This is a genomic window from Bradyrhizobium sp. ARR65 (assembly GCF_000472385.1).
Taxonomy (GTDB): domain Bacteria; phylum Pseudomonadota; class Alphaproteobacteria; order Rhizobiales; family Xanthobacteraceae; genus Bradyrhizobium.
Map to the genome: position 1 here is coordinate 160,509 of NZ_AWZU01000006.1, position 18,431 is coordinate 178,939.

General features: G+C 63.3%; 16 protein-coding genes. 5 read left to right on the top strand and 11 right to left on the bottom strand.

Translation table 11 applies throughout. The features are described from left to right. Positions 1–104: 104 nt before the first annotated feature. From F758_RS0109880 to F758_RS0109900, 5 genes are all read right to left on the bottom strand, one after another. Positions 105–2,642: a M56 family metallopeptidase gene (locus F758_RS0109880; RefSeq protein WP_024507720.1), complete on the bottom strand. Its 2,538-nt coding sequence runs from the start codon at positions 2,640–2,642 to the stop codon at positions 105–107. Then, positions 2,642–3,028: a BlaI/MecI/CopY family transcriptional regulator gene (locus tag F758_RS0109885; protein WP_024507721.1), complete on the bottom strand. Its 387-nt coding sequence runs from the start codon at positions 3,026–3,028 to the stop codon at positions 2,642–2,644. The genes F758_RS0109880 and F758_RS0109885 overlap by 1 nt, the downstream gene beginning before the upstream one ends. Positions 3,029–3,238: 210 nt before the next feature. Then, positions 3,239–4,168, bottom strand: coding sequence for an AEC family transporter (locus tag F758_RS0109890; protein ID WP_024507722.1), 930 nt, complete (start codon positions 4,166–4,168; stop codon positions 3,239–3,241). Then, positions 4,165–4,743: a DUF1097 domain-containing protein gene (locus F758_RS0109895; protein ID WP_198026448.1), complete on the bottom strand. Its 579-nt coding sequence runs from the start codon at positions 4,741–4,743 to the stop codon at positions 4,165–4,167. The genes F758_RS0109890 and F758_RS0109895 overlap by 4 nt, the downstream gene beginning before the upstream one ends. Positions 4,744–4,836: 93 nt before the next feature. After that, complete coding sequence (locus tag F758_RS0109900) at positions 4,837–6,009, bottom strand: alpha/beta hydrolase family protein (RefSeq protein WP_024507724.1); 1,173 nt, start codon at positions 6,007–6,009, stop codon at positions 4,837–4,839. 150 nt (positions 6,010–6,159) lie between these two features. Between F758_RS0109900 and F758_RS0109905 the strand changes: the two genes are divergently transcribed. Both F758_RS0109905 and F758_RS0109910 read left to right on the top strand, forming a co-directional pair. Continuing rightward, positions 6,160–7,059 (top strand): LysR family transcriptional regulator, encoded by a 900-nt coding sequence (locus tag F758_RS0109905; RefSeq protein WP_035721503.1) that lies wholly within the window; start codon positions 6,160–6,162, stop codon positions 7,057–7,059. Positions 7,060–7,157: 98 nt separating this feature from the next. Then, positions 7,158–8,132 (top strand): tripartite tricarboxylate transporter substrate binding protein, encoded by a 975-nt coding sequence (locus F758_RS0109910; RefSeq protein WP_024507726.1) that lies wholly within the window; start codon positions 7,158–7,160, stop codon positions 8,130–8,132. 231 nt (positions 8,133–8,363) lie between these two features. Here F758_RS0109910 and F758_RS0109920 read toward each other — a convergent pair whose 3' ends face one another. The 3 genes from F758_RS0109920 to F758_RS0109930 form a co-directional block, all read right to left on the bottom strand. Next, on the bottom strand, positions 8,364–8,561 hold the full coding sequence (locus tag F758_RS0109920; RefSeq protein WP_024507727.1) for a hypothetical protein: 198 nt from the start codon (positions 8,559–8,561) through the stop codon (positions 8,364–8,366). A 461-nt stretch (positions 8,562–9,022) separates the two neighbouring features. Next, a complete protein-coding gene (locus F758_RS0109925; protein WP_024507728.1) occupies positions 9,023–11,899 on the bottom strand; it encodes an EAL domain-containing protein in 2,877 nt (958 codons plus the stop codon). 156 nt (positions 11,900–12,055) lie between these two features. Continuing rightward, positions 12,056–13,054 carry an NAD(P)H-quinone oxidoreductase gene (locus F758_RS0109930; protein WP_024507729.1) on the bottom strand — a complete coding sequence of 333 codons (999 nt, stop codon included), beginning with the start codon at positions 13,052–13,054 and terminating at the stop codon, positions 12,056–12,058. A 110-nt stretch (positions 13,055–13,164) separates the two neighbouring features. Here F758_RS0109930 and F758_RS0109935 point away from each other — a divergent pair, with 110 nt between their 5' ends. Together F758_RS0109935 and rcdA are read left to right on the top strand one after the other, a co-directional pair. Continuing rightward, positions 13,165–13,356 carry a DUF1192 domain-containing protein gene (locus tag F758_RS0109935; protein WP_024507730.1) on the top strand — a complete coding sequence of 64 codons (192 nt, stop codon included), beginning with the start codon at positions 13,165–13,167 and terminating at the stop codon, positions 13,354–13,356. Positions 13,357–13,781: 425 nt separating this feature from the next. Next, positions 13,782–14,294, top strand: a complete 513-nt coding sequence (rcdA, locus tag F758_RS0109940) for a protease adaptor protein RcdA (RefSeq protein ID WP_024507731.1) — start codon at positions 13,782–13,784, stop codon at positions 14,292–14,294. Positions 14,295–14,491: 197 nt separating this feature from the next. On the opposite strand, the gene rpmE is transcribed toward rcdA, so the two are convergent. Then, complete coding sequence (gene rpmE / locus F758_RS0109945; RefSeq protein WP_024507732.1) at positions 14,492–14,719, bottom strand: 50S ribosomal protein L31; 228 nt, start codon at positions 14,717–14,719, stop codon at positions 14,492–14,494. Between the two features lie 178 nt (positions 14,720–14,897). On the opposite strand from rpmE, the gene F758_RS0109950 reads away from it, so the two are divergent. Continuing rightward, positions 14,898–16,745, top strand: a complete 1,848-nt coding sequence (locus F758_RS0109950) for an ABC transporter ATP-binding protein/permease (RefSeq protein ID WP_024507733.1) — start codon at positions 14,898–14,900, stop codon at positions 16,743–16,745. Positions 16,746–16,884: 139 nt separating this feature from the next. On the opposite strand, the gene F758_RS0109955 is transcribed toward F758_RS0109950, so the two are convergent. Then, entirely contained in the window at positions 16,885–17,334 is a 450-nt protein-coding gene (locus F758_RS0109955; RefSeq protein ID WP_024507734.1) for a GNAT family N-acetyltransferase, read from the bottom strand. Beyond that, complete coding sequence (locus tag F758_RS0109960) at positions 17,331–18,356, bottom strand: peptidoglycan -binding protein (RefSeq protein WP_024507735.1); 1,026 nt, start codon at positions 18,354–18,356, stop codon at positions 17,331–17,333. The genes F758_RS0109955 and F758_RS0109960 overlap by 4 nt, the downstream gene beginning before the upstream one ends. Positions 18,357–18,431: the final 75 nt, after the last annotated feature.

Here is an 18,431-nt window from a genome sequence, read left to right on the forward strand (position 1 = left end):
ACATACTGTAGCACTTAAGATCCGATGATGCAAGCTCGGCTCGATTTACGGCGGCGGCCGTATCCTCCGATCTCACCTCGAGCCGGTGCAGCGGTCGAGCGGCTCTAGTAAGAAGGTCCCAGCGTGATTCGTCCGATACTGCCGTCCTTGGCAAGGCCGATCCGCCATTCGACCGAGCCGTTGGCGAAGTGCGCGATGTAGACATCACTGCCGATCAGGGTGACACCGCGGAACGAGAGCGCGCGCAGCTCTCCGAGCTTGGCGAGGATCGCGCGGTCGAAGGGAAGCTGCTGGCGCGTTTCGGCGGCGACTTCGGCGGTCATGCGATCGTAGTTCGGCTGACCGCGGTCCAGTCCCTGGATATAATCGCGCAGCATCTCCTCGCTGCCCGCGAGCGGTGCGGTACGCCGCTCGACATGCTCCGGTTCACCGCGTGATGCCTCGACGACGTGATAGCGCGTGCGCTGTCCCGGCAGCACGATCTCCAGACACTGTCCCGATCGGTCGGTCACGACCCATGTGCTGTCGACGGTGGTCAAGAACGCAGCCGACCTGTCATCGGCGATTGTGCCATGCGTGGTCCGGGCTCCCTTGGCGTCCAGGCTGTAGAGCTGGATGTCGTCGCCGGTGCTGTTGAAGAGCTGGATCTTGATCGGCGCATTGCCGGCTTGCGCTTTCAGGTTCGGTTGTCCGGAGCAGGCGAGGACGTCGCCGGGCTCATCATTGCCGTTGGGGCGGAAGAGGACGTCCTCGGCCTTTCCGTCGGGTCCCAGCAGCACGCGGAATTCCGCGGACCCGTTCGCAAACTTCACGCCATAGATGTCGTAGCCGCCGGGACCGACGCCGCGAAAGAAAATCGATTCGACCGCACCCAGCGATACGAAGACCTCGTGCAGCTGAGCGGCCTGACGACGGATCGCGGCTGCGAGGGTCGCGCTCATCCGGTCATAATTCGGCGTCCCGTTTTGCATGTCGGCGATCCCGCGCAGGATCACCTCCTTCACTCCGGGCGTCGGCGTTTGTGCGCGGAAGCGATCCGGAACCTCCGTCATCCGGCGCGCAAACTCGCCTTCGACGATTCTGGCCCTGGCCTGATCAATGCGCGGCGCAAGGCGCGCTCCGGATATCTGGTCGGACAGCAGGAGCTTGGGCACCTGTCCCTGGTCGTCGCGCAGGAAAACGACGAGATCGCCGTCGCCGCTGAAGAAGGCGTCGGGGCCGTCGGTCGTCAGCTCCACTCGCGTGCGCCCGGTCTCCTGTATGTGCAAGCCGTTGCCGTCCCGGGTCACTGCGAGCGCCCGGTTCGGCGCCAATTCGTACCAGCCGACATATTGATCAAGCAGTGTCGTGCTCATTTCGGCGCTCGCGCGGCGCATGGCGACGATCCGGGCCGCGTGCACATCGTGGCCGTTCTGGTGCAGCGTCAGCTCAGCGGATTGCCCGGCATCGACGGCGAAGGTGATCGGGCCGCCGGTTGCGGGATAGGAATAGTTGCCATCGCTGGTCTGCGTCAGGTGAAGCTTGCGTTGCCCGGTGAGTTGCCCAAAGAGATCATCACCCTCCCGGAAGATGGCGAGCACTGATCGTGGGCCGAACGCGTAGAAATCGGCGCGCTCGGGGTTGTCCGGCACCGTTCCCCGATCGTCGGGCCGGCCGGCGGTGAACGCCGGCGGCTCCGGCGCGCGATCGGCGATGCTGCCGCTGGAGGCGACGGCAACGGGCACGATCGCCACTGCGATCCAGAGCCGCTGCCGCCAGGCCGCTCTCGGCGGCACAGCAACAGCCGCGACAATGCGCTCAATGCGTGTGCGTATGGTGGACGCCCTGGCCATTTCGAGCCCGGCCGGTTTGATGCGGCCGATGTTCTGCACGAGATCGAGCAGGATTTCCGCATAGGAGAGTCGATCCTCGAGGACCTCGATCGCCTCGGCATCGCTGATGATCTCCGCGAGTTCGGCCAGCCGGGTCAGTTGCCACCACGCAAACGGGCTGAACCAGAACAGGGCGCGATTGAGCGAGGCGAGCAGCAGGATGTAGAAATCGCGGTTGGCGATATGGGCGCCCTCGTGTGCGAGCACGGCCTCGCGCTTTCGGAAATCCCAATCGTCGAACTGCGAAGGTACGAGGATGGTCGAACCGAAGGTGACTGGCCCGTCAATGGCAGGACTGATGCGGACGTTCCCGAATCCAGGCTCGTCGATCGGCCTTGCTGCGCGCGCCAGCCGCCAAGTCAAATGCAGGCCGAGCGCCAATCTGAGCAGCAGCAGGCCGGCAACGCCGGCGTAAACCGCCATCGCGATGGCCTGCCAATTGGCGGCCAACCAATCGATGCGTTGGTGTTGCGCGACGGGGACTGCGGCCGGCGGGCTGCTCTCCGACGATAGCGCGCCCTGCAGCAGCTCCGGCGGGGAGGTTTCAATGGGCCAGAAATGCTCCGTCGTGGGCACCGGCAGGGCGCCGACGGTGACGGTCACGACCGTCCAGCGCATCAGAAGCGGCATCGCCAACGATGCAAACAGCACGATCGTCCACGAGGTCATTTGCAGGTGCGGATTCCGCACGCGGAAAAGAGTGAGACAAGTCCAGACGATGCTTCCCAGCAAAAAGGAGCGCAACGCCGCCTCTGCCAGAATTGTCAGCATTATTTTTTTGCTCCCTTCGCCCTGGCCTTTGCCACCTGGTCGGCAAGCTGGCGCAACTGCTTTTGGTCGAGCATCGCGCTGTCGACCATGCCGACCAGGACCTCCTCGATCGAGCCGTTGCAGAACCAGTCGACGATGCGCTTGACGGCTTTCGCCGCAACGCGCCCGCGCGGCTCGGCTGCATGGTAGACGTAAGTGCGTCCATCCACCGTGTGCCGCACATAGCCCTTGTCCTCCAGCCTGCGCAGCACGGTGCGAACCGTGGACTCCTTCAGCTTGCGCGCAAGCTTCTCGCGCACCACCTCGGCCGTGATTGGCGCATGCGCCCAAACCAGTTGCATGACCTCCCGTTCGAGGTCACCGAGTTCGGGCAGGCTGTCATGCATGGTGCGGTCCTTGTCATTTTGCGCGCTGTACCGCTACGGATCGTCGCACATGAGGCGACGTTAGGCAACTCCGATTCGACATGGGTAGCGAGTTCTACCTGGGATGGAGCGCGTCCGACCGGATACCGGACCCATGACTGCCTGTTAGCCAATTGCGCCGGCAGTCGCCTCGCCCGCGGTGCACGGGGCGGGAAACCCCGTGCGCGCGACTCAGGCGGCCGAAATCAGGATAGCGGCTGTCAGGGTGATGACACTGAGAACGGTGCTGGCGATCAGCATCGTTCCGATCGGGCCGGACGCAACATTATAACGAACAGCAAAGAGTACGCCGAATGCGCCGGACGGGACTGCCATGAGCACCACCGCAACACGTGTTTCCGTCCCGTCGAGCAGTGTGAATGCCAAAAACGCTGTCAGCAGCGGCTGAAAAATGTTCTTGATCAGCGCAACCAGGCCCACATTCGCCGTGAATTGAACCCGCTGTGCCGAGAGCACGAGGCCGGTGAGGAACAGCGCCGTTCCGGACGCACCCTGGCCGACCAGGGCGAGGGTGGAGTCGAGGAGCGGTGGAAGCGGCAGGCCGGCAAGCGATGTCAGCACGCCGGCAACCGGCGCGATCACGATCGGCTTCACGAGCGCGCTCTTGATCGTCGCACCAATGCTCTGCGCTCCGCTCTTCTTCGAGGACTCCAGAAGCAGGAGCGAAAGTGGCGTCAGAACGATGGCCGCGACGGCCACCGCGACCGCCACCGAAATCGAAGTCGATCTGTTGAACAGGGCTGCCACGATGGGGAGGCCTGCCGAGCCGACATTCGGACCCGAGGCGGTGAGTGCGGCAAGGGCGGCCTCGCGCCGATCGTTTCTAAGCACGCGGGTTTGCAGAACGTATGTAAACACGAATGGAGCGACCATCGCCGCGAATAGCACGGCAGCCATTCGTGCCTGCAGCATCATGGCTTCACGAGAGGTTTGCGCCATCGCCGTAAAGAGCGCCGCGGGCAATGCGAAGTCCATGACCAGGGCGTTTAGCGAACCGATATTGTGGTTGTCGAACTCTCGGGTTTGGCCCGCTGCATAGCCCAGCGCCATGACCAGGAATATGGGCGCCAGCGACGCGAGTATGGTCGTCACCTCGGTCATTGCATGCCGCGCACCGGAGCGTGCGCGCTCCCCGACGGACTTGAAAGTCTCGAAGTTCCGTTGCGCCATGAAAGAAGGACGGCCAGCGAACCATGCATCGCACCGAGGCCCGTGCCAAACAGCAGTGAGATCGATACGCAGAGCAGGGCATTCTTCCAATTGAACGAGGTCAATGCCGCAACACTGAATGCTCCAGTCGAGAGGCTGAGATATGCAAATGTGGAAGCAAAGCCATAGAAGGCGGCCGGCACGATCCTCAGCGGTTTGATGCATGAAGCGATGACGATCAGGAATGAAGCGATGCCGGCCGCAATCATGGTCGACGCTGTCGGCGCCAGCAGCAGCACGCCGGACGACACCACGAGAGCAACCAGCCACGCCATGGCGACGCCGAACACGAGCGCCGCCGAGGAGCGGATCGCCGCCTGCGCCGTCGCGCCGGAGTGGTCATAGCTTGCCCACCCGATGAACGCCGCCCATACGAAGAGGGCAGGCAATTCCGCGAAGGCGAGCACGGAGGCCGCGGAGACGAGCGCCGCGGCAAGTGCTGCTGCTACCGGATATGGCAGGTTCATGTTGATCACCATGTCGCTAGGGCGCAGCTACCGGCTTTGGATTGCTGACCGAAAGCCTGACGCGGCGCCGCGGCTGTTCGCGATGTCCGCCTGTCAAGCGGCGACGCTGGTCGATTTCGTGCTCTCGCCAACCGGCATGCCGGCGTAGAAGCTCGCAAGCCAATGAACGATTGCGTGGCGAGCGACCGCCGAATTCCCGAGCTGGCAATGCTGCTCCGCTCCCTCGCGCGCCGTGAATATCCGCGTCGTCACGGACCGGGCGCAGACGAGCTCGCGCATGGTCCGGTAGACCCAGTCGACATTGAACAGATGATCCTGCTCGCCTTCAGTGAGCAGAATATCCTGTTTGACGTTGTGCAAGATCCCGTCGAGCGAGTGCTTCGCAATCGCCGTGAGGAAATCGAATGGCGTCTTCGTGCCGGTAATGTGCATGCCCTGCACGATGCACCATTCGAACACGGAGCTCGGCAAGCGCTCCTCGGCCACGACGGCCTCCGTCCCTTTGCGGTCGCCGGCCTTGAACCGCGAGATCAGTTCCTGTGCCTTGCCGGGCCGCATTTGCTTGAGCGTCATGTCGAGACCCGAATACGAGGTGGGCATTGAAATGATGTGCTTGATGCGCGGCTCGAACGCCGCCGCTCGGATGGACATGTACCCGCCGCAAGAAGCGCCCAACCAATCCACGGCATCGAGCCCGAGGTAGTCGATCGCCGCCTTGGCCGGCTTCTCCCACGCATGGTCGAGGTAGATTCCTTGCCGCAGCGCACCGCCTTGGCCCGGACCGTCGAACGCAATCACTGTAATTCCGAGCTCGGTCAGTGGAAGGAGGAAGTTGTAGAATTCTTCGACGAACGAATCGTATCCACCGGTGAAGATGAGGGTGCTGCGTTCCTTGCCTCTTGCCTGCAGTCTAAAGCCCGGCAGATGTCCGCCAGGATACGGAATGGCGATGCGCTCGTAACCGGCGACGCCTTTCATTCCGAGAGCCCAGTTGCGCGCGAAGTCGTCGTAGAGTCCGTTGCGAACGTCGCCGGCTGGCAAATAAAACTCCGCGCCGTGATAGTAGGAGGCAGCATCAAGGTGCCGCTTCTCGGCTTCCGCTTTTTTGGCGACCTCGAGCCAAACGGTGTACCAGGAATCGTAGTCCTTGATGCGTGGTGCGATCGCGCTGAGCTCCTTGAGGCGCGCGGGTGACGTGCCGTCAAGCAGCGGCCGGTTGAACGTGTAGTTCATCCCGGGGTCGGGCAACATATGAATGAAGGGCATGGTGTTCTCCGCTGGGTGGGTTTAGTCGCGGCCGAACAATTGACCCGGACCTGTGTTGATGCCATATCAATCTCGGCACCATTTCGTTGCCCAAAATGCAACGCCTGCCGCGGCCCTGACGGCAAGAGACTGATGGCAAGAGGTGAGCCGATGGATTTCACGGCCCTTCGCTATTTCAGTGCCACTGCCCACGCCCGCTCGATACGCGCCGCGTCCGATCGTCTGCACGTGTCACCGTCGGCCATCAGCCGCCAGATTGCCAAGCTCGAGCATGAGCTCCGCGCGCCGATTTTCGACCGGCGCGCCCAGGGCATGAAGTTGACGCCGGCCGGAGAAATTCTGTTGTCGAAGATCGATGGCGTCATGCGCGAGTTCTCGCGTGTGAAATCTCACATCGCGGCGCTAGCCGACCTCCAGGCCGGTAATGTCGATGTCTACTGTTTCCAGACCGCCATCGAGAGCTTCGTGGCGCCCGTGCTGAACCGGTTTCACACCCAATATCCCGACGTGACTTTCAACGTGAGAATGAGCAGCACCGACGAGGCGATGGAGGCGTTGGTTGCAGGCACCGCGGAAATCGGCCTCATCCTCAATCCACCGGTGCGCGAGACGATCACGCGCTTGGAAGTATTCCGCGACAGAATGGTCGCAGCCTTTTCGCCCGTGCATCCGCTTGCAGGCCGGAAGCTCCTGTCGCTTCGCGAACTCGAAGGTTTTCCCTTTGTGCTCACCGAGCCGTCTTTCGGGTTGCGACAGCAGCTCGAACGTGTCTTCGTCAAGCATCGCTTCGAGCCCGCAACCTTTTGCGTGACGAACTCGCTGGCCCTCGTCAAGGAGGTCGCGAGCATCGGCAATCATTGTACCTTGCTGCCGCGCTTTGCAGTGGAAAAGGAATTGGCGGCCGGACATATCAAAGCGGCAGCGGTCCGGGAGTTTGCTTCGGATCCCCTGATATTCTGCATTTGCTCTGCGACCGACCGCTCGCTGTCGCCGGCGGCCCAGGTCTTCATGAACATCGTCATGGATTATTGCCGCCGCTACCGCCATTGAGATAGACTTAAATCGCCGGATGCCGGCAAAGCTGAAATTCAGGAAAGCGAGGGATCGGCAAGCCCTGCTTGTCTGCTCCCCTACAGGCGAGAGCGATCATGCTCCGGCGCCGGAAATTCCTTCAGCTCGGCGCGGCTGTCGTTGCCGCTTCCGCAAGTCGTGCCGCCGCAGCGCCGCCGACCTATCCGGCGAGACCCGTCATCATGGTTGTCGGGTTCTCGCCCGGCGGCAATACCGACATTGTCGCGCGTCTCATGGCACAGTGGCTGTCGCAGCATTTGGGCAAGCCGTTCATTGTTGAGAACCGCACCGGAGCGGGGACGAACCTCGCAACTGAGTCGGTCGTGCGCGCGGCGCCTGATGGCTACACATTGCTGGTGGCCTCGGCCGCGAATGCGGTCAACGCAACGCTCTACAGGAATCTAAAGTTCAACTTCATTCGGGACACCGAGCCGGTCGCGGGGATCGCCAGCACGCCTCTCGTGATGTGCGTCAATCCCTCCTTTCCCGCACGTTCCGTCCCCGAATTCATCGCGCAAGCGCGTGCCAATCCGGATCGGCTGAACTTCGCCTCCAGCGGCGTGGGCAGCCCACCGCACGTCGCCACCGAACTGTTCAAGGCGATGACCGGCATCCGCATGCAGCATGTCCCGTATCGGGGGGATGCCGAGGCGATCAGCGATCTGATCGGGGCCCGGGTGCACGTCTACTTCGCCACCTTGCCGGGCTCGATCGGGTTCATCAGGACCGGCGCCTTGCGTGCGCTCGCCGTCAGCGCGGCGGAACGGTCTCCAGCGTTGCCGGGGGTGCCGGCCATGGCCGAGTTTCTGCAGGGCTACGATGCGACGATTTGGAATGGTCTCAATGCCCCGAAGGGCACGCCGGCCGAGGTGGTCACGGAGCTCAACAAGCAGGTCAATGCCGGTCTCCGCGATCCCAAGTTGAGCGGCCGCTTCGCCGAGTTGGGGGCGAAGGTGCTTCCCGGATCGGTCCAGGATTATGCGAGGTTTGTCGCAGAGGAGACGGAGAAGTGGGGTCTCATCGTCAAGTCGGCCGGTTCTCAGATCGAATAGCCGGGCGAAGCGATGCTTTCAGATGCCCCCCGCGCGGGTGCACGACGGGCGAATCGGCCGAAGCGAACAATTACACGAGTGCGCGCAGGATGCAGCGTCGAGGCGGTCGACGGCCTGCAAAATCGCTGGCGCGAAAAATCCAATTTCGCAAAGCCACGCAAGACGATCCGGGTTGTCCAGTCCTTCGCGCAAAAATATTCGTCTTTCGTTTTTTCAGAAGTTTATGCATCCTCATGAGCGTCCCGCCTCGATGAAGAGGGGCGGATCGCGATCGTCACGAAACGCGAGGCGGGATGCGGTGGCCGCGATGATGCCGACAGACGAGCGGCTGTCGTCGCGGACGGCGAAGTCGGGTGGTCCTGGCGCGCCCATGCAGGCGTCAAGCCGGCCGCGATGCTTATCCATCGCGCCGGCGACGGTGGCAATCAAGCTGGTTCACCGGGGAGAGCCCGAAGTAAGCCGTAAACCACTGCGCAGGGAAGGCCGGAGTGATTACCGCCTGTACCTGTGGTCAACGCGCACCTCGCGCATTTTTTCGCGCGGGGGCCCGGGTGCAGCGGCCACCCGGCCTTCCCTGCGCCCTCTCATCTCGGAGGGACAAGGGTCGACGCAAAACTCGGGTGCGAGCGCGCCGCGAGAATGCGCTCGTGCATCCGCTCGCTGGTTGCCAACTTGCGCGAAGCCTTCGCTGTCGCATGCTCAAGCCTCTCCCCGTCATCCCTGAGGTGCTCACGAAGCGGGCCTCGAACGAGACGGCTCCAATGCTGCAGCGCGGCCGGGGATCCTTCGAGGCTCGTGGGGCCTGTCGTCGGGCGCGTCGCGCGGACCCGGTGGCTCGCGCCTCCAGCGACAAACGGCGAAGCCGCGGGCATGACGGATCGAACGAGCGTCTAACTCGCCGCTTCCAGCCGCACTTCCGTCAGCAGCCGCATCGCGGCCTCCGCGTCCATCGGCTCGCCGAAAGCGAAGCCTTGCGCGTATTCGCAGCCCAACTGGTAGAGCTCGACGGCATCCGAATCCGTCTCGGCGCCTTCCGCGACCACGTCCATGCCGAGGTCGTGCGCGAGCGCGATGATCGATTTCAAAATCACCGGTCGGGTGCCGCGGGTGGTGGTGCGGACGAAGGACTGGTCGATCTTCAGCGTGTCGAAGGGGAAGCGCTGCAGGTAGGACAGCGAGGAATGGCCGGTGCCGAAATCGTCGATCGAGAGTCCCACGCCGAGTTCGCGGATCCGCGACAGCATCTGCGCGGCGTGCTCGGGATTCTCCATCACCAGCGATTCCGTCAGTTCGAGCTTGAGACTGCCGCGCGCCACGGTCGAGCGCGACAGCACGCTGCGGATGTCGTGCAGCAGATCGTGCCGCAGCAACTGGCGCGAGGAAACATTCACCGAGGCGAAGATCGGCTCGCGGGCGCGCGTCGCGCGCTGCCAGATCGCGAGCTGGCGCGCCGTCTGGTCCATCACGAAGGTGCCGAGATCGACGATCAAGCCGATCTCTTCGGCAATGGTGATGAACTCGATCGGCGACATCCGCCCGAGCTTCGGATGATCCCAGCGCGCCAGCGCTTCGAAACCGGCGATCGAGCGATCCTCCAGGCGCACGATCGGCTGGTAGAGGATACTGATCTCCTGGCGCTCGATGGCACGGCGCAGCTCGCTCTCCAGCGTCAGGCGGTCGGTCTTGCGTGCGCGCATCGCGGGCTTGTAGACGTCGATGCGGTCACCACCGATGCGCTTGGAATGGTACATCGCCAGTTCCGCGTCCTTGATGATCTCCTCGGAGAGCTGAACCTGCGGATCGGAGAGCGCAAGCCCGATCGAAGCGGTGAGAAAAATCTCGCGGTCGTTGAAGGCGATCGGCGCGCGGATGGTCTTGCGGATGGTTTCGGCGAAGGCAGTGATGCGCGGCGGATCCTGTTCGGAGAGCAGGATCAGCCCGAACTGGTCGCCGGCGAGCCGCGCCAGCGTGTCCTGCGGTTTGAGGATGCGGGTGAGGCGACGCGCCAGCGTGAGCAGGATGGAATCGCCGACCGCGATGCCGACGGAATCGTTGACTTGCTTGAAGCGATCGAGGTCGATCACCATCAGCGTCGGCCGCAGGCTCGGCATGGTCTTGGCGAAGTTGGCCACCGCGTTGAGCCGGTCCATGAACAATTTGCGGTTCGGCAGGCCGGTGAGGTTGTCGTGCACGGAGTCGTGCAGCATGCGCTCCTCGGCATTGCGGATCTCGGTGACGTCGGTGAGCGTGCCGACCACGCGGGAGACCTCTCCGTCGGAGCCGACGACGGGGCGCGCCTTGAGCGCGAACCACATGAAATGACCATCGGGCGTGCGCAGGCGGAAATCCTGCACCAGGCGGCCGCGGCGCTGGTCGAGCACGCTGTCGAGCGCGGCACGGAAGCGGTCCTGGTCGAGCGGATGCAGCACTTCCAGCCATTTCGCGGCGGGGCCTTCCAGCGTGCCGCGCTTGAGCCCAAGCAAGTGCTCGGTCTCGGGACTGGTGAAGACCTTGTCTGCCGAGACGTCCCAGTCCCAGATCAAATCGCCGGATCCGGTCAGTGCCAGCGCGCGCCGCTCGACATCGGACACGACGCCGGTCGTGGCACCGCCGCCGGCAAAGGCGTGCTGCATGACGGTAAAGCCGATCAGCATTACGATCAGCACCAGGCCGCCGAGCAAAGCGGGGCCGACGATATCGTTAGTGACGGAGCCGGCAATGGTCATGCCGGCCGCCACCACCCAGACCACCAGCAGGAACCAGGTCGGGATCAAGAGCACGGCGCGATCAAAGCCGTGGGTCGAGAGGTAGACGATCAGGGCAAAGCCGGCGAACGCAATCATCACCAGCGACATGCGCGCAATGCCGGAGGCCACCGCGGGGTCGAACAGCGCGAGCGCAACCAGCGAGCCCAGGAAGACCAGCCAGCCGAGCGTAATGTGGGAATAGCGCACATGCCAGCGGCTGAGGTTGAGATAGGCGAACAGGAACACCAGCAGCGTTGCCGACAGCATCGCTTCGCCGCCTGCGCGCCAGATGCGCTCGGCGTTGTTCGACATGTCGAGCACCTTGCCCCAGAAGCCGAAATCGACGCCGATATAGACCAGCACGGCCCAGGCGAGCGCGGCCGCGGCCGGGAACATGATGCTGCCCTTCACCACGAAGAGGATGGTCAGCACCAGCGCGAGCAGGCCGGAAATACCGATCACGATGCCCTGGTACAGCGTGAAGGAATTGACCTTGTCCTTGTAGGCCTCGGGCTCCCAGAGATAGAGCTGCGGCAGCTTGTCGGTGCGCAGTTCCGCGACAAAGGTGATAACGGCGCCGGGATCGAGCGTGATACGGAAGACGTCCGCGGTCGGGCTTTCCTGGCGGTCGGGGCGGTCGCCCGTCGAGGGCGTGATGGTCGCGATGCGCGACAGGCCGAGGTCGGGCCACAGCAGGCCCGAGCCCACCACGCGGTAATGCGGCGCGACGATGAGGCGATCGAGCTGGTCGTCGGTATTGTTGGCAAGCGCGAACACTACCCAGTTCTGGCCGCCTTCACGGGCGCGCACCTCGATGCGGCGAACGATGCCGTCGGTGCCGGGAGCGGTGGAGACCTGGACACGGTCGGTATCACTGTGCAGATGTTCGAGAACACCGGTGAGGTCGATGGCCGGCGCGTCACCGCGGACGCTGACCGCGTCAAGTGCCCGCGCCGGCGAAGCCGCGACAACAATCATGAGGCCCAGCGCAAACAGCGCAAGGCACCTGATCAGACGCAATGTCAGTTCTCCGCGTTGGACGCTTATGCCGAAGTGCTACTATTCAAAGCGAAAGACACACCCCCCGCCCGGGGCAAATGCGTTCGTTTGTGGAACGATCATTGGCACGAAAGCGAAACAATTCAAAGGGCTTCCGGAGCGGCTGGTCGCTGCGGCTCAGGCAAGCAACACAATTTTGCCAATATGTTCGGAGGTCTCCATACGCCGATGCGCATCGGCCGCGTTTTGCAGCGGAAAGGTGCTGTCGATGATGGGCTTTATGCGCCCCTGATGCAGGAACGTCATCACCTTGGCCTCGATCGCGGCGACCATCGCGGCCTTATCCGCGTTACTACGGGGACGCAGGGTCGAGCCGGTGTGTGTGAGCCGCTTCACCATCAGCCTGGTGAAGTTGACGGTCGCTTTCGGCGAACCGAGGAAGGCGATCTGGACGATGCGGCCGTCGACGGCGGCGGCTTCATAGTTGCGTTCGATGTAGTCGCCGCCGACCATGTCGAGAATGACATTGGCGCCGGTGCCGGACGTCGCCGCTTTCACCGCGGCGACAAAATCCTCCGTCTTGTAATTGATCGCGCGGTCGGCGCCGAGCTTCAGGCAGGCGTCGGCTTTCTCCTGCGAACCGACGGTGACGATGACCTTCGATCCCCATGCCTTGGCGAGCTGGATCGCCATGGTGCCGATGCCGGAGGAGCCGCCATGAACCAGCAGGGTTTCGCCCGGCTTCAGCGCGCCACGCTCGAACACGTTGTGCCAGACCGTCATCAGCGTTTCCGGCGTTGCGCCAGCTTCGGCGATGGAGAACGACGGCGGCACGCTCATCGCCTGAGCGTCCTGCGCGATGCAATATTGTGCGTAGCCGCCGCCGGCGACCAGCGACATCACCTTGTCGCCGAGCTTGTGTTTCTCCGCGTTGCTGCCGATCGCGACCACTTCGCCCGCCACTTCCAGGCCGGGCAGGTCGGATGCGCCGGGCGGCGGCGGATAGGAGCCGGCGCGTTGCGAGACGTCGGGGCGGTTGACGCCGGCGGCCTCGACCTTGATCAGGATCTCGTCGGGCCCGGGCTGCGGCACGGGGCGCGTTTCCGGAACGAGCACCTCCGGACCGCCCGGCTTGGAGATGGCGACAACGGTCATTTGCGCAGGCAGCTTTTCCATGATTTGTCCTAAGGAAGCGCTTCGTAGAATTTGAGGCAACTCTGATTAACCAGCCCCATCTGTGCTGGCAACCGGTTCGGATCGGGCAGCATTATTGAGGGAGGACGTCAATGGCCATCGAGGACGACGATCGACCACGGAAAAAGGTCACCCACGAGATCGGGCAGGACCTGTCGCTCCTGTCGGTCGAGGAACTGACCGAGCGCATCGCGCTGTTGACTGCTGAAATCGAACGGCTGCGCGAGGCGATGAGCAAGAAGCGCGCCTCCCGCGACGCGGCCAACAGCATTTTCAAATCTTAGAGATCGGGCGCCGCGGAAAGGTGCCGGGCAGCTTGGGTCCATCTATGGAGCGGTGCAGCAACTCGGTCATTGGCCGACATGGCTAATGCTCTTTAAAAAAATCCGTTCGTTTACGAACGATTAAGCTTTCGGGTTTATGACTGAGATCGTCCTCGTTTGGACACCGAGTGGCTCCTGTCCACTCTGTTTGACGCCTCCCTGTTATCAACTTCATAAGCCGCCGTTCTCGGCGGCTTTTTTTTGCCTCACACAGTTCCGCCCGAAATCTGTGTCAAATCCGCGCCCCCGTCGCGCCGCCGCGACCGACGGCTTGGAAACCATAAATTCCCTTGCCGCTGGACTCTTCACGGCACCCGAGCAATGATTTGTTCATCATAAGCCGGCGCGTGAAGCTGGCGTGAACTGTTGCGTAAGAGGCGTTAACCATGTCGGAGCGTTCGCAAGGCGATACCCATCTGGTTCAGTTCAGCGAGCGGCTCACCAATTCGGCGGCATTTGGCAGCCTGTTCCGCGAGGGCATGGACTTGGTCGAGGAGACCGCGGCCTATCTCGACGGCGTCGGCCGCGCTGAGGCCAAGGCGCTGGACCGCGCCGTCAGCCTCACCTATGCGACCGAAAGCATGCGGCTGACCACACGCCTGATGCAACTCGCCTCCTGGCTGCTGCTGCATCGCGCGGTGAAGGAAGGCGAAATGACGCTGAGCCAGGCCAACCGCGAGAAGACCAAGGTCAAGCTGTCCGCCGCAGATCCCGGCCCGGCCGAGATGATCGAAAAACTGCCGGCGCAATTGCAGGACTTGATCGCACGTTCGATGGACCTGCAGGCGCGCGTACGGCGGCTCGACAGCAGCATTCACGCACCGCCGCCCGATCGCACCGCGATCGGTAATCCCTTGGTGCCCCAGCTCAACGCGCTCAAGGCGGCGTTCGAGCGGTAAGCTTCTCAACCACGCGCCATCATTCCGGGGCGGTCCGAAGGACGGGACCTGGGATCTCGAAACTCTCAGATGTGCGATTGCACATCAGAGTTCGATGCTGTCGCACCGCCCCGGAATGACGGAGTACAACAAACAAAAACGCCCCCGACGATGCGGAGGCGTTTCTTTGGCGCGATCCAGCCGGCTCGAGCGACCGATCAATCCTTTTTGAGAAAGCCCGAAAATTTCTTCTGGAACCGGGAGACACGGCCGCCGCGATCGAGAATCTGCTGGGCGCCGCCGACCCAGGCGGGATGCGACTTGGGGTCGATGTCGAGATGCAGCTTGTCGCCTTCCTTGCCCCAGGTGGAACGGGTCTGGTACTCGGTGCCATCGGTCATAACGACCGTAATTGTATGATAATTCGGATGAATTTCGGCTTTCATGGCATGTCCTAACGGCGCCGTGGCGCCAGTCTTTGGGCTTGAGATTTCGCGGAATTGGCTGGGTCTATAGCCCATGAAACCCGTCAAAACAAGTCAGCGCTTCGTATCTTCCCGGATTTGCCAGCCCGCGCCGCGGGGCCTATGTGGGCGGGATAAGAAGTCTCAACGGGTTGATCTCATGAGCGTAGCGGAGCGGCTGGACGAGGGGCGGGAGGGGGTTGCGCCTCAGCCGGGGCAGACGGTTGTGGAAGCGCTGAGCATCGATGATGCGTCACCTGGACGCCGCTCGAAGCTTCGCCCGCTGCTGGCGCTTTCGCCCTATGTCGCACGTTACCGCGGCCGTGCCGTTCTCGCCTTGATCGCACTGACCATTGCCGCCATCACCACCCTGATTGTGCCGGTCGCGGTGCGTCGCCTGATCGATTTCGGCTTCACGCCGAAGGGCATCGCGCTGATCAACAGCTATTTCAGCGTGATGATCGCCGTGGTCGCGGTGCTCGCGCTTGCCAGCGCCGCGCGCTACTACCTTGTAATGACCATCGGCGAACGCATCGTCGCCGATTTGCGGCGCGACGTGTTCGCGCATCTCATTTCGCTCTCACCGTCCTTCTTCGATTCCGCGCGGTCCGGCGAACTGATCTCGCGCCTCACCGCCGACACCACACAAATCAAATCCGCGGCCGGCGCGTCCGTCTCGATCGCGCTGCGCAATCTCCTGCTGTTCCTCGGCGCAGCCACCATGATGGTGGTGACGAGCCCCCGGCTGTCAGGCTTCGTGCTGCTGGCGATCCCGTTGATCGTCCTGCCGCTGGTCGCGTTCGGACGCTGGGTGCGGCGGCTGTCGCGCAACGCCCAGGATACGCTTGCCGAGGCCAGCGCCTACGCTTCGGAGCTGGTTGGCGCAGTTCGCACCGTACAGGCCTATACCGGCGAGAAACTGGCGACGACGCGCTTCGGCAAGGAGGTGGAGCAGGCCTATGAGGCCGCGCGCGTCTCGACTCAGGCCCGCGCGGTGTTGACCGCAATCATCATCTTCATTGTCTTCACCAGCGTCGTGGCGATCCTCTGGGTCGGATCGCACGACGTTTTGACCGGCGCGATCACGCCCGGAAGGCTGAGCCAGTTCGTGCTGTACGCGGCGTTCGCGGCGGCAGGTCTCGGCCAGCTCAGCGAAGTCTGGGGCGAGGTTTCCGCTGCATCCGGTGCCGCGGAACGACTGTTCGAAATCCTGCGCGTGAGGCCCGAGATTGCCGCGCCCAGCGCCCCGCGCGCGCTGCCGGCGCCCTCGCGCGGCGATGTCGGCTTCGACAATGTCAGCTTTGCCTATCCGGCGCGGCCGAACCTGCCCGCGGTGGATCACGTCTCCTTCTCGGTGCGTGCCGGCGAGAAAGTCGCGATCGTCGGCCCCTCCGGCGCCGGCAAGAGCACGTTGTTTCATCTGTTGCTGCGGTTCTACGATCCCGCTTCCGGCACGATTTCCTTCGACGGCGTGCCGATCAAATCAGCCGATCCGCAAGCCTTCCGCAGCCATGTTGCGCTGGTGCCGCAGGAGTCGATAGTGTTCGCGGCGAGCGCACGTGAAAATATCCGCTTCGGCCGCCCCGAGGCGAGCGATGCCGAGGTCGAACGCGCCGCTGACCTTGCGCATGCGACCGAGTTCATTCGCCGCTTGCCGGCGGGCTTTGACACCCAGCTTGGCGAGCGCGGCGTGACGCTGTCAGGCGGTCAGCGCCAACGCATCGCGATCGCACGAGCGATCCTGCGCGATGCCCCGCTGTTATTATTGGACGAGGCGACATCGTCCCTCGATGCCGAAAGCGAGACGCTGGTGCAGACGGCTTTGGAAGAACTGATGCGCCACCGCACCACACTGGTGATCGCGCACCGTTTGGCCACGGTGCTGTCCTGCGACCGTATTCTGGTGATGGAGCACGGCCGTATCGTCGAGCAGGGCACCCATGCCTCGCTGGTCGCGGCGAACGGACTCTATGCACGGCTCGCGCGGCTGCAGTTCGAGGGGGCGTAGTCGTTCCACATGACGCTGTCGTTACCCGCGAAGGCGGGTGATCCAGTATTCCAGAGACCGCGGTGATAGAGCCGAGAGGCCGCGGCGTGCTGGATGCCGCCGCCTTCGCGGCGCATGACCATCGCGTGCGGGACAGCCGTTACGCCTTCCACGCCATCTTCAGCACCGGCCGGCCCGAGGTCGGATTCACGTCATCGCCGGCATGCACAAAGCCGTTGCGCTCGTAGAAGCGGATGGCGCGCGCATTGTCCTTGTTCACGAGCAACGTGATGCCGCTCGGCGACAGCCGCTTGGCTTCATCCAGCAATCGCCGCGCGACATCGGAGCCCCAGCGTTCGGGCGCTGCCACGAGCTGATCCAGATAGCCGCCCTTGTCGACGGTCACGAAGCCGACCAACGTGCCCGCCTCGTCCGCGACAATGATCGTCGCTTGCTGCACCAGCTCAGTGCGCCAGCGTTTGCGCCACCACGCGACCCGCGCGGCAAAGTCGATTGAAGGATAGGCCTGCTGCCACGTCCGCTCCCACAACGCGATCGCGGCCTCTTCATCGTCGGCGCGATAGTGGCGAAGGTGAACAGTCGTGCTCACCGTTCCGTCAGCTTCAGCTCGATGCGGCGATTGCGGCGATAGGCATCCTCGTTGTTGCCGGGATCGAGCGGCTGATACTCGGCAAAACCGGCCGCAACCAGATGCTGCGGCGAAACGCCCAGCGAGATCAGGTACTGCACCACCGAAATGGCGCGCGCCGACGACAACTCCCAGTTCGATTTGAAGATGGGGCTGTTGATCGGCCGCACGTCGGTATGGCCGTCGACGCGCAGCACCCAGGCGATCTCGCTCGGAATCTGCTTATCGAGATCCTTCAGCGCATCGGCGACCTTGTCGAGCTCGGCTCGGCCTTCAGGCAAGAGCGTCGCCTGTCCGGTATCGAAGAAGACTTCCGACTGGAACACGAAGCGGTCGCCGACGACGCGAATGTCGGGACGATTACCGAGAATCGCCCGCAGCCGTCCGAAGAATTCCGAGCGGTAGCGCGAGAGCTCCTGCACCCGCTGCGCCAGCGCCACGTTCAGCCGCTGGCCGAGATCGGCGATCTTGGTCTGGGATTCCTTGTCGCGCTTCTCGGAGGCGTCGAGCGCGTCTTCGAGTGCCGCCAGTTGCCGGCGCAGCGCGCTGATCTGCTGGTTCAACACCTCGATCTGCGCCATCGCACGCGCCGAGACCTGCTTCTCCGATTCCAGTGCCTTGTTCAGCTCCGTCGCCCGGCCCTCGGCGCTGTTGCCGGCATTGGCCAGGCCCTCATAGAGGCCTTTGACGCGGTCGCGCTCGGCCTCCGCCGACGCAAGGCCCGCCTTGAGCTGCGTGATCTCGTCACTGAGATTGAGCTTGCCGAGCTTCTCCAACGACAACGCTTCGCTCAATTGCGCGATCTTGGCATTGAGCTCGTCCAGCGCCTTGTCCTTGCCGGTGACTTCCTGCGAGAGGAAGAACTGCACGACCAGGAACACCGACAGCAGGAAAACCACCGATAGCACCAGCGTCGACAGCGCATCGACAAAGCCGGGCCAGTAATTGAATCCGCTTTCGCGTCGGGCACGTGCAAGTGCCATTGGTCTCTCTCCGGTCTCTCCGCGATCTCGCAGGACCTCTCCCTATGCAAGGGAGAGGGCGCGCGCTCCCGCGTT

Coding starts and splice junctions, on each gene's coding strand:
- rpmE (WP_024507732.1), bottom strand. CDS start 14,719: ATGAAAGCCGAAATTCATCCGAATTATCATACAATTACGGTCGTTATG.
- F758_RS0109930 (WP_024507729.1), bottom strand. CDS start 13,054: ATGGAAAAGCTGCCTGCGCAAATGACCGTTGTCGCCATCTCCAAGCCG.
- F758_RS0109885 (WP_024507721.1), bottom strand. CDS start 3,028: ATGCATGACAGCCTGCCCGAACTCGGTGACCTCGAACGGGAGGTCATG.
- F758_RS0109890 (WP_024507722.1), bottom strand. CDS start 4,168: ATGACCGAGGTGACGACCATACTCGCGTCGCTGGCGCCCATATTCCTG.
- F758_RS0109910 (WP_024507726.1), top strand. CDS start 7,158: ATGCTCCGGCGCCGGAAATTCCTTCAGCTCGGCGCGGCTGTCGTTGCC.
- F758_RS0109900 (WP_024507724.1), bottom strand. CDS start 6,009: ATGCCCTTCATTCATATGTTGCCCGACCCCGGGATGAACTACACGTTC.
- F758_RS0109935 (WP_024507730.1), top strand. CDS start 13,165: ATGGCCATCGAGGACGACGATCGACCACGGAAAAAGGTCACCCACGAG.
- F758_RS0109880 (WP_024507720.1), bottom strand. CDS start 2,642: ATGCTGACAATTCTGGCAGAGGCGGCGTTGCGCTCCTTTTTGCTGGGA.
- rcdA (WP_024507731.1), top strand. CDS start 13,782: ATGTCGGAGCGTTCGCAAGGCGATACCCATCTGGTTCAGTTCAGCGAG.
- F758_RS0109950 (WP_024507733.1), top strand. CDS start 14,898: ATGAGCGTAGCGGAGCGGCTGGACGAGGGGCGGGAGGGGGTTGCGCCT.
- F758_RS0109960 (WP_024507735.1), bottom strand. CDS start 18,356: ATGGCACTTGCACGTGCCCGACGCGAAAGCGGATTCAATTACTGGCCC.
- F758_RS0109905 (WP_035721503.1), top strand. CDS start 6,160: ATGGATTTCACGGCCCTTCGCTATTTCAGTGCCACTGCCCACGCCCGC.
- F758_RS0109895 (WP_198026448.1), bottom strand. CDS start 4,743: ATGAACCTGCCATATCCGGTAGCAGCAGCACTTGCCGCGGCGCTCGTC.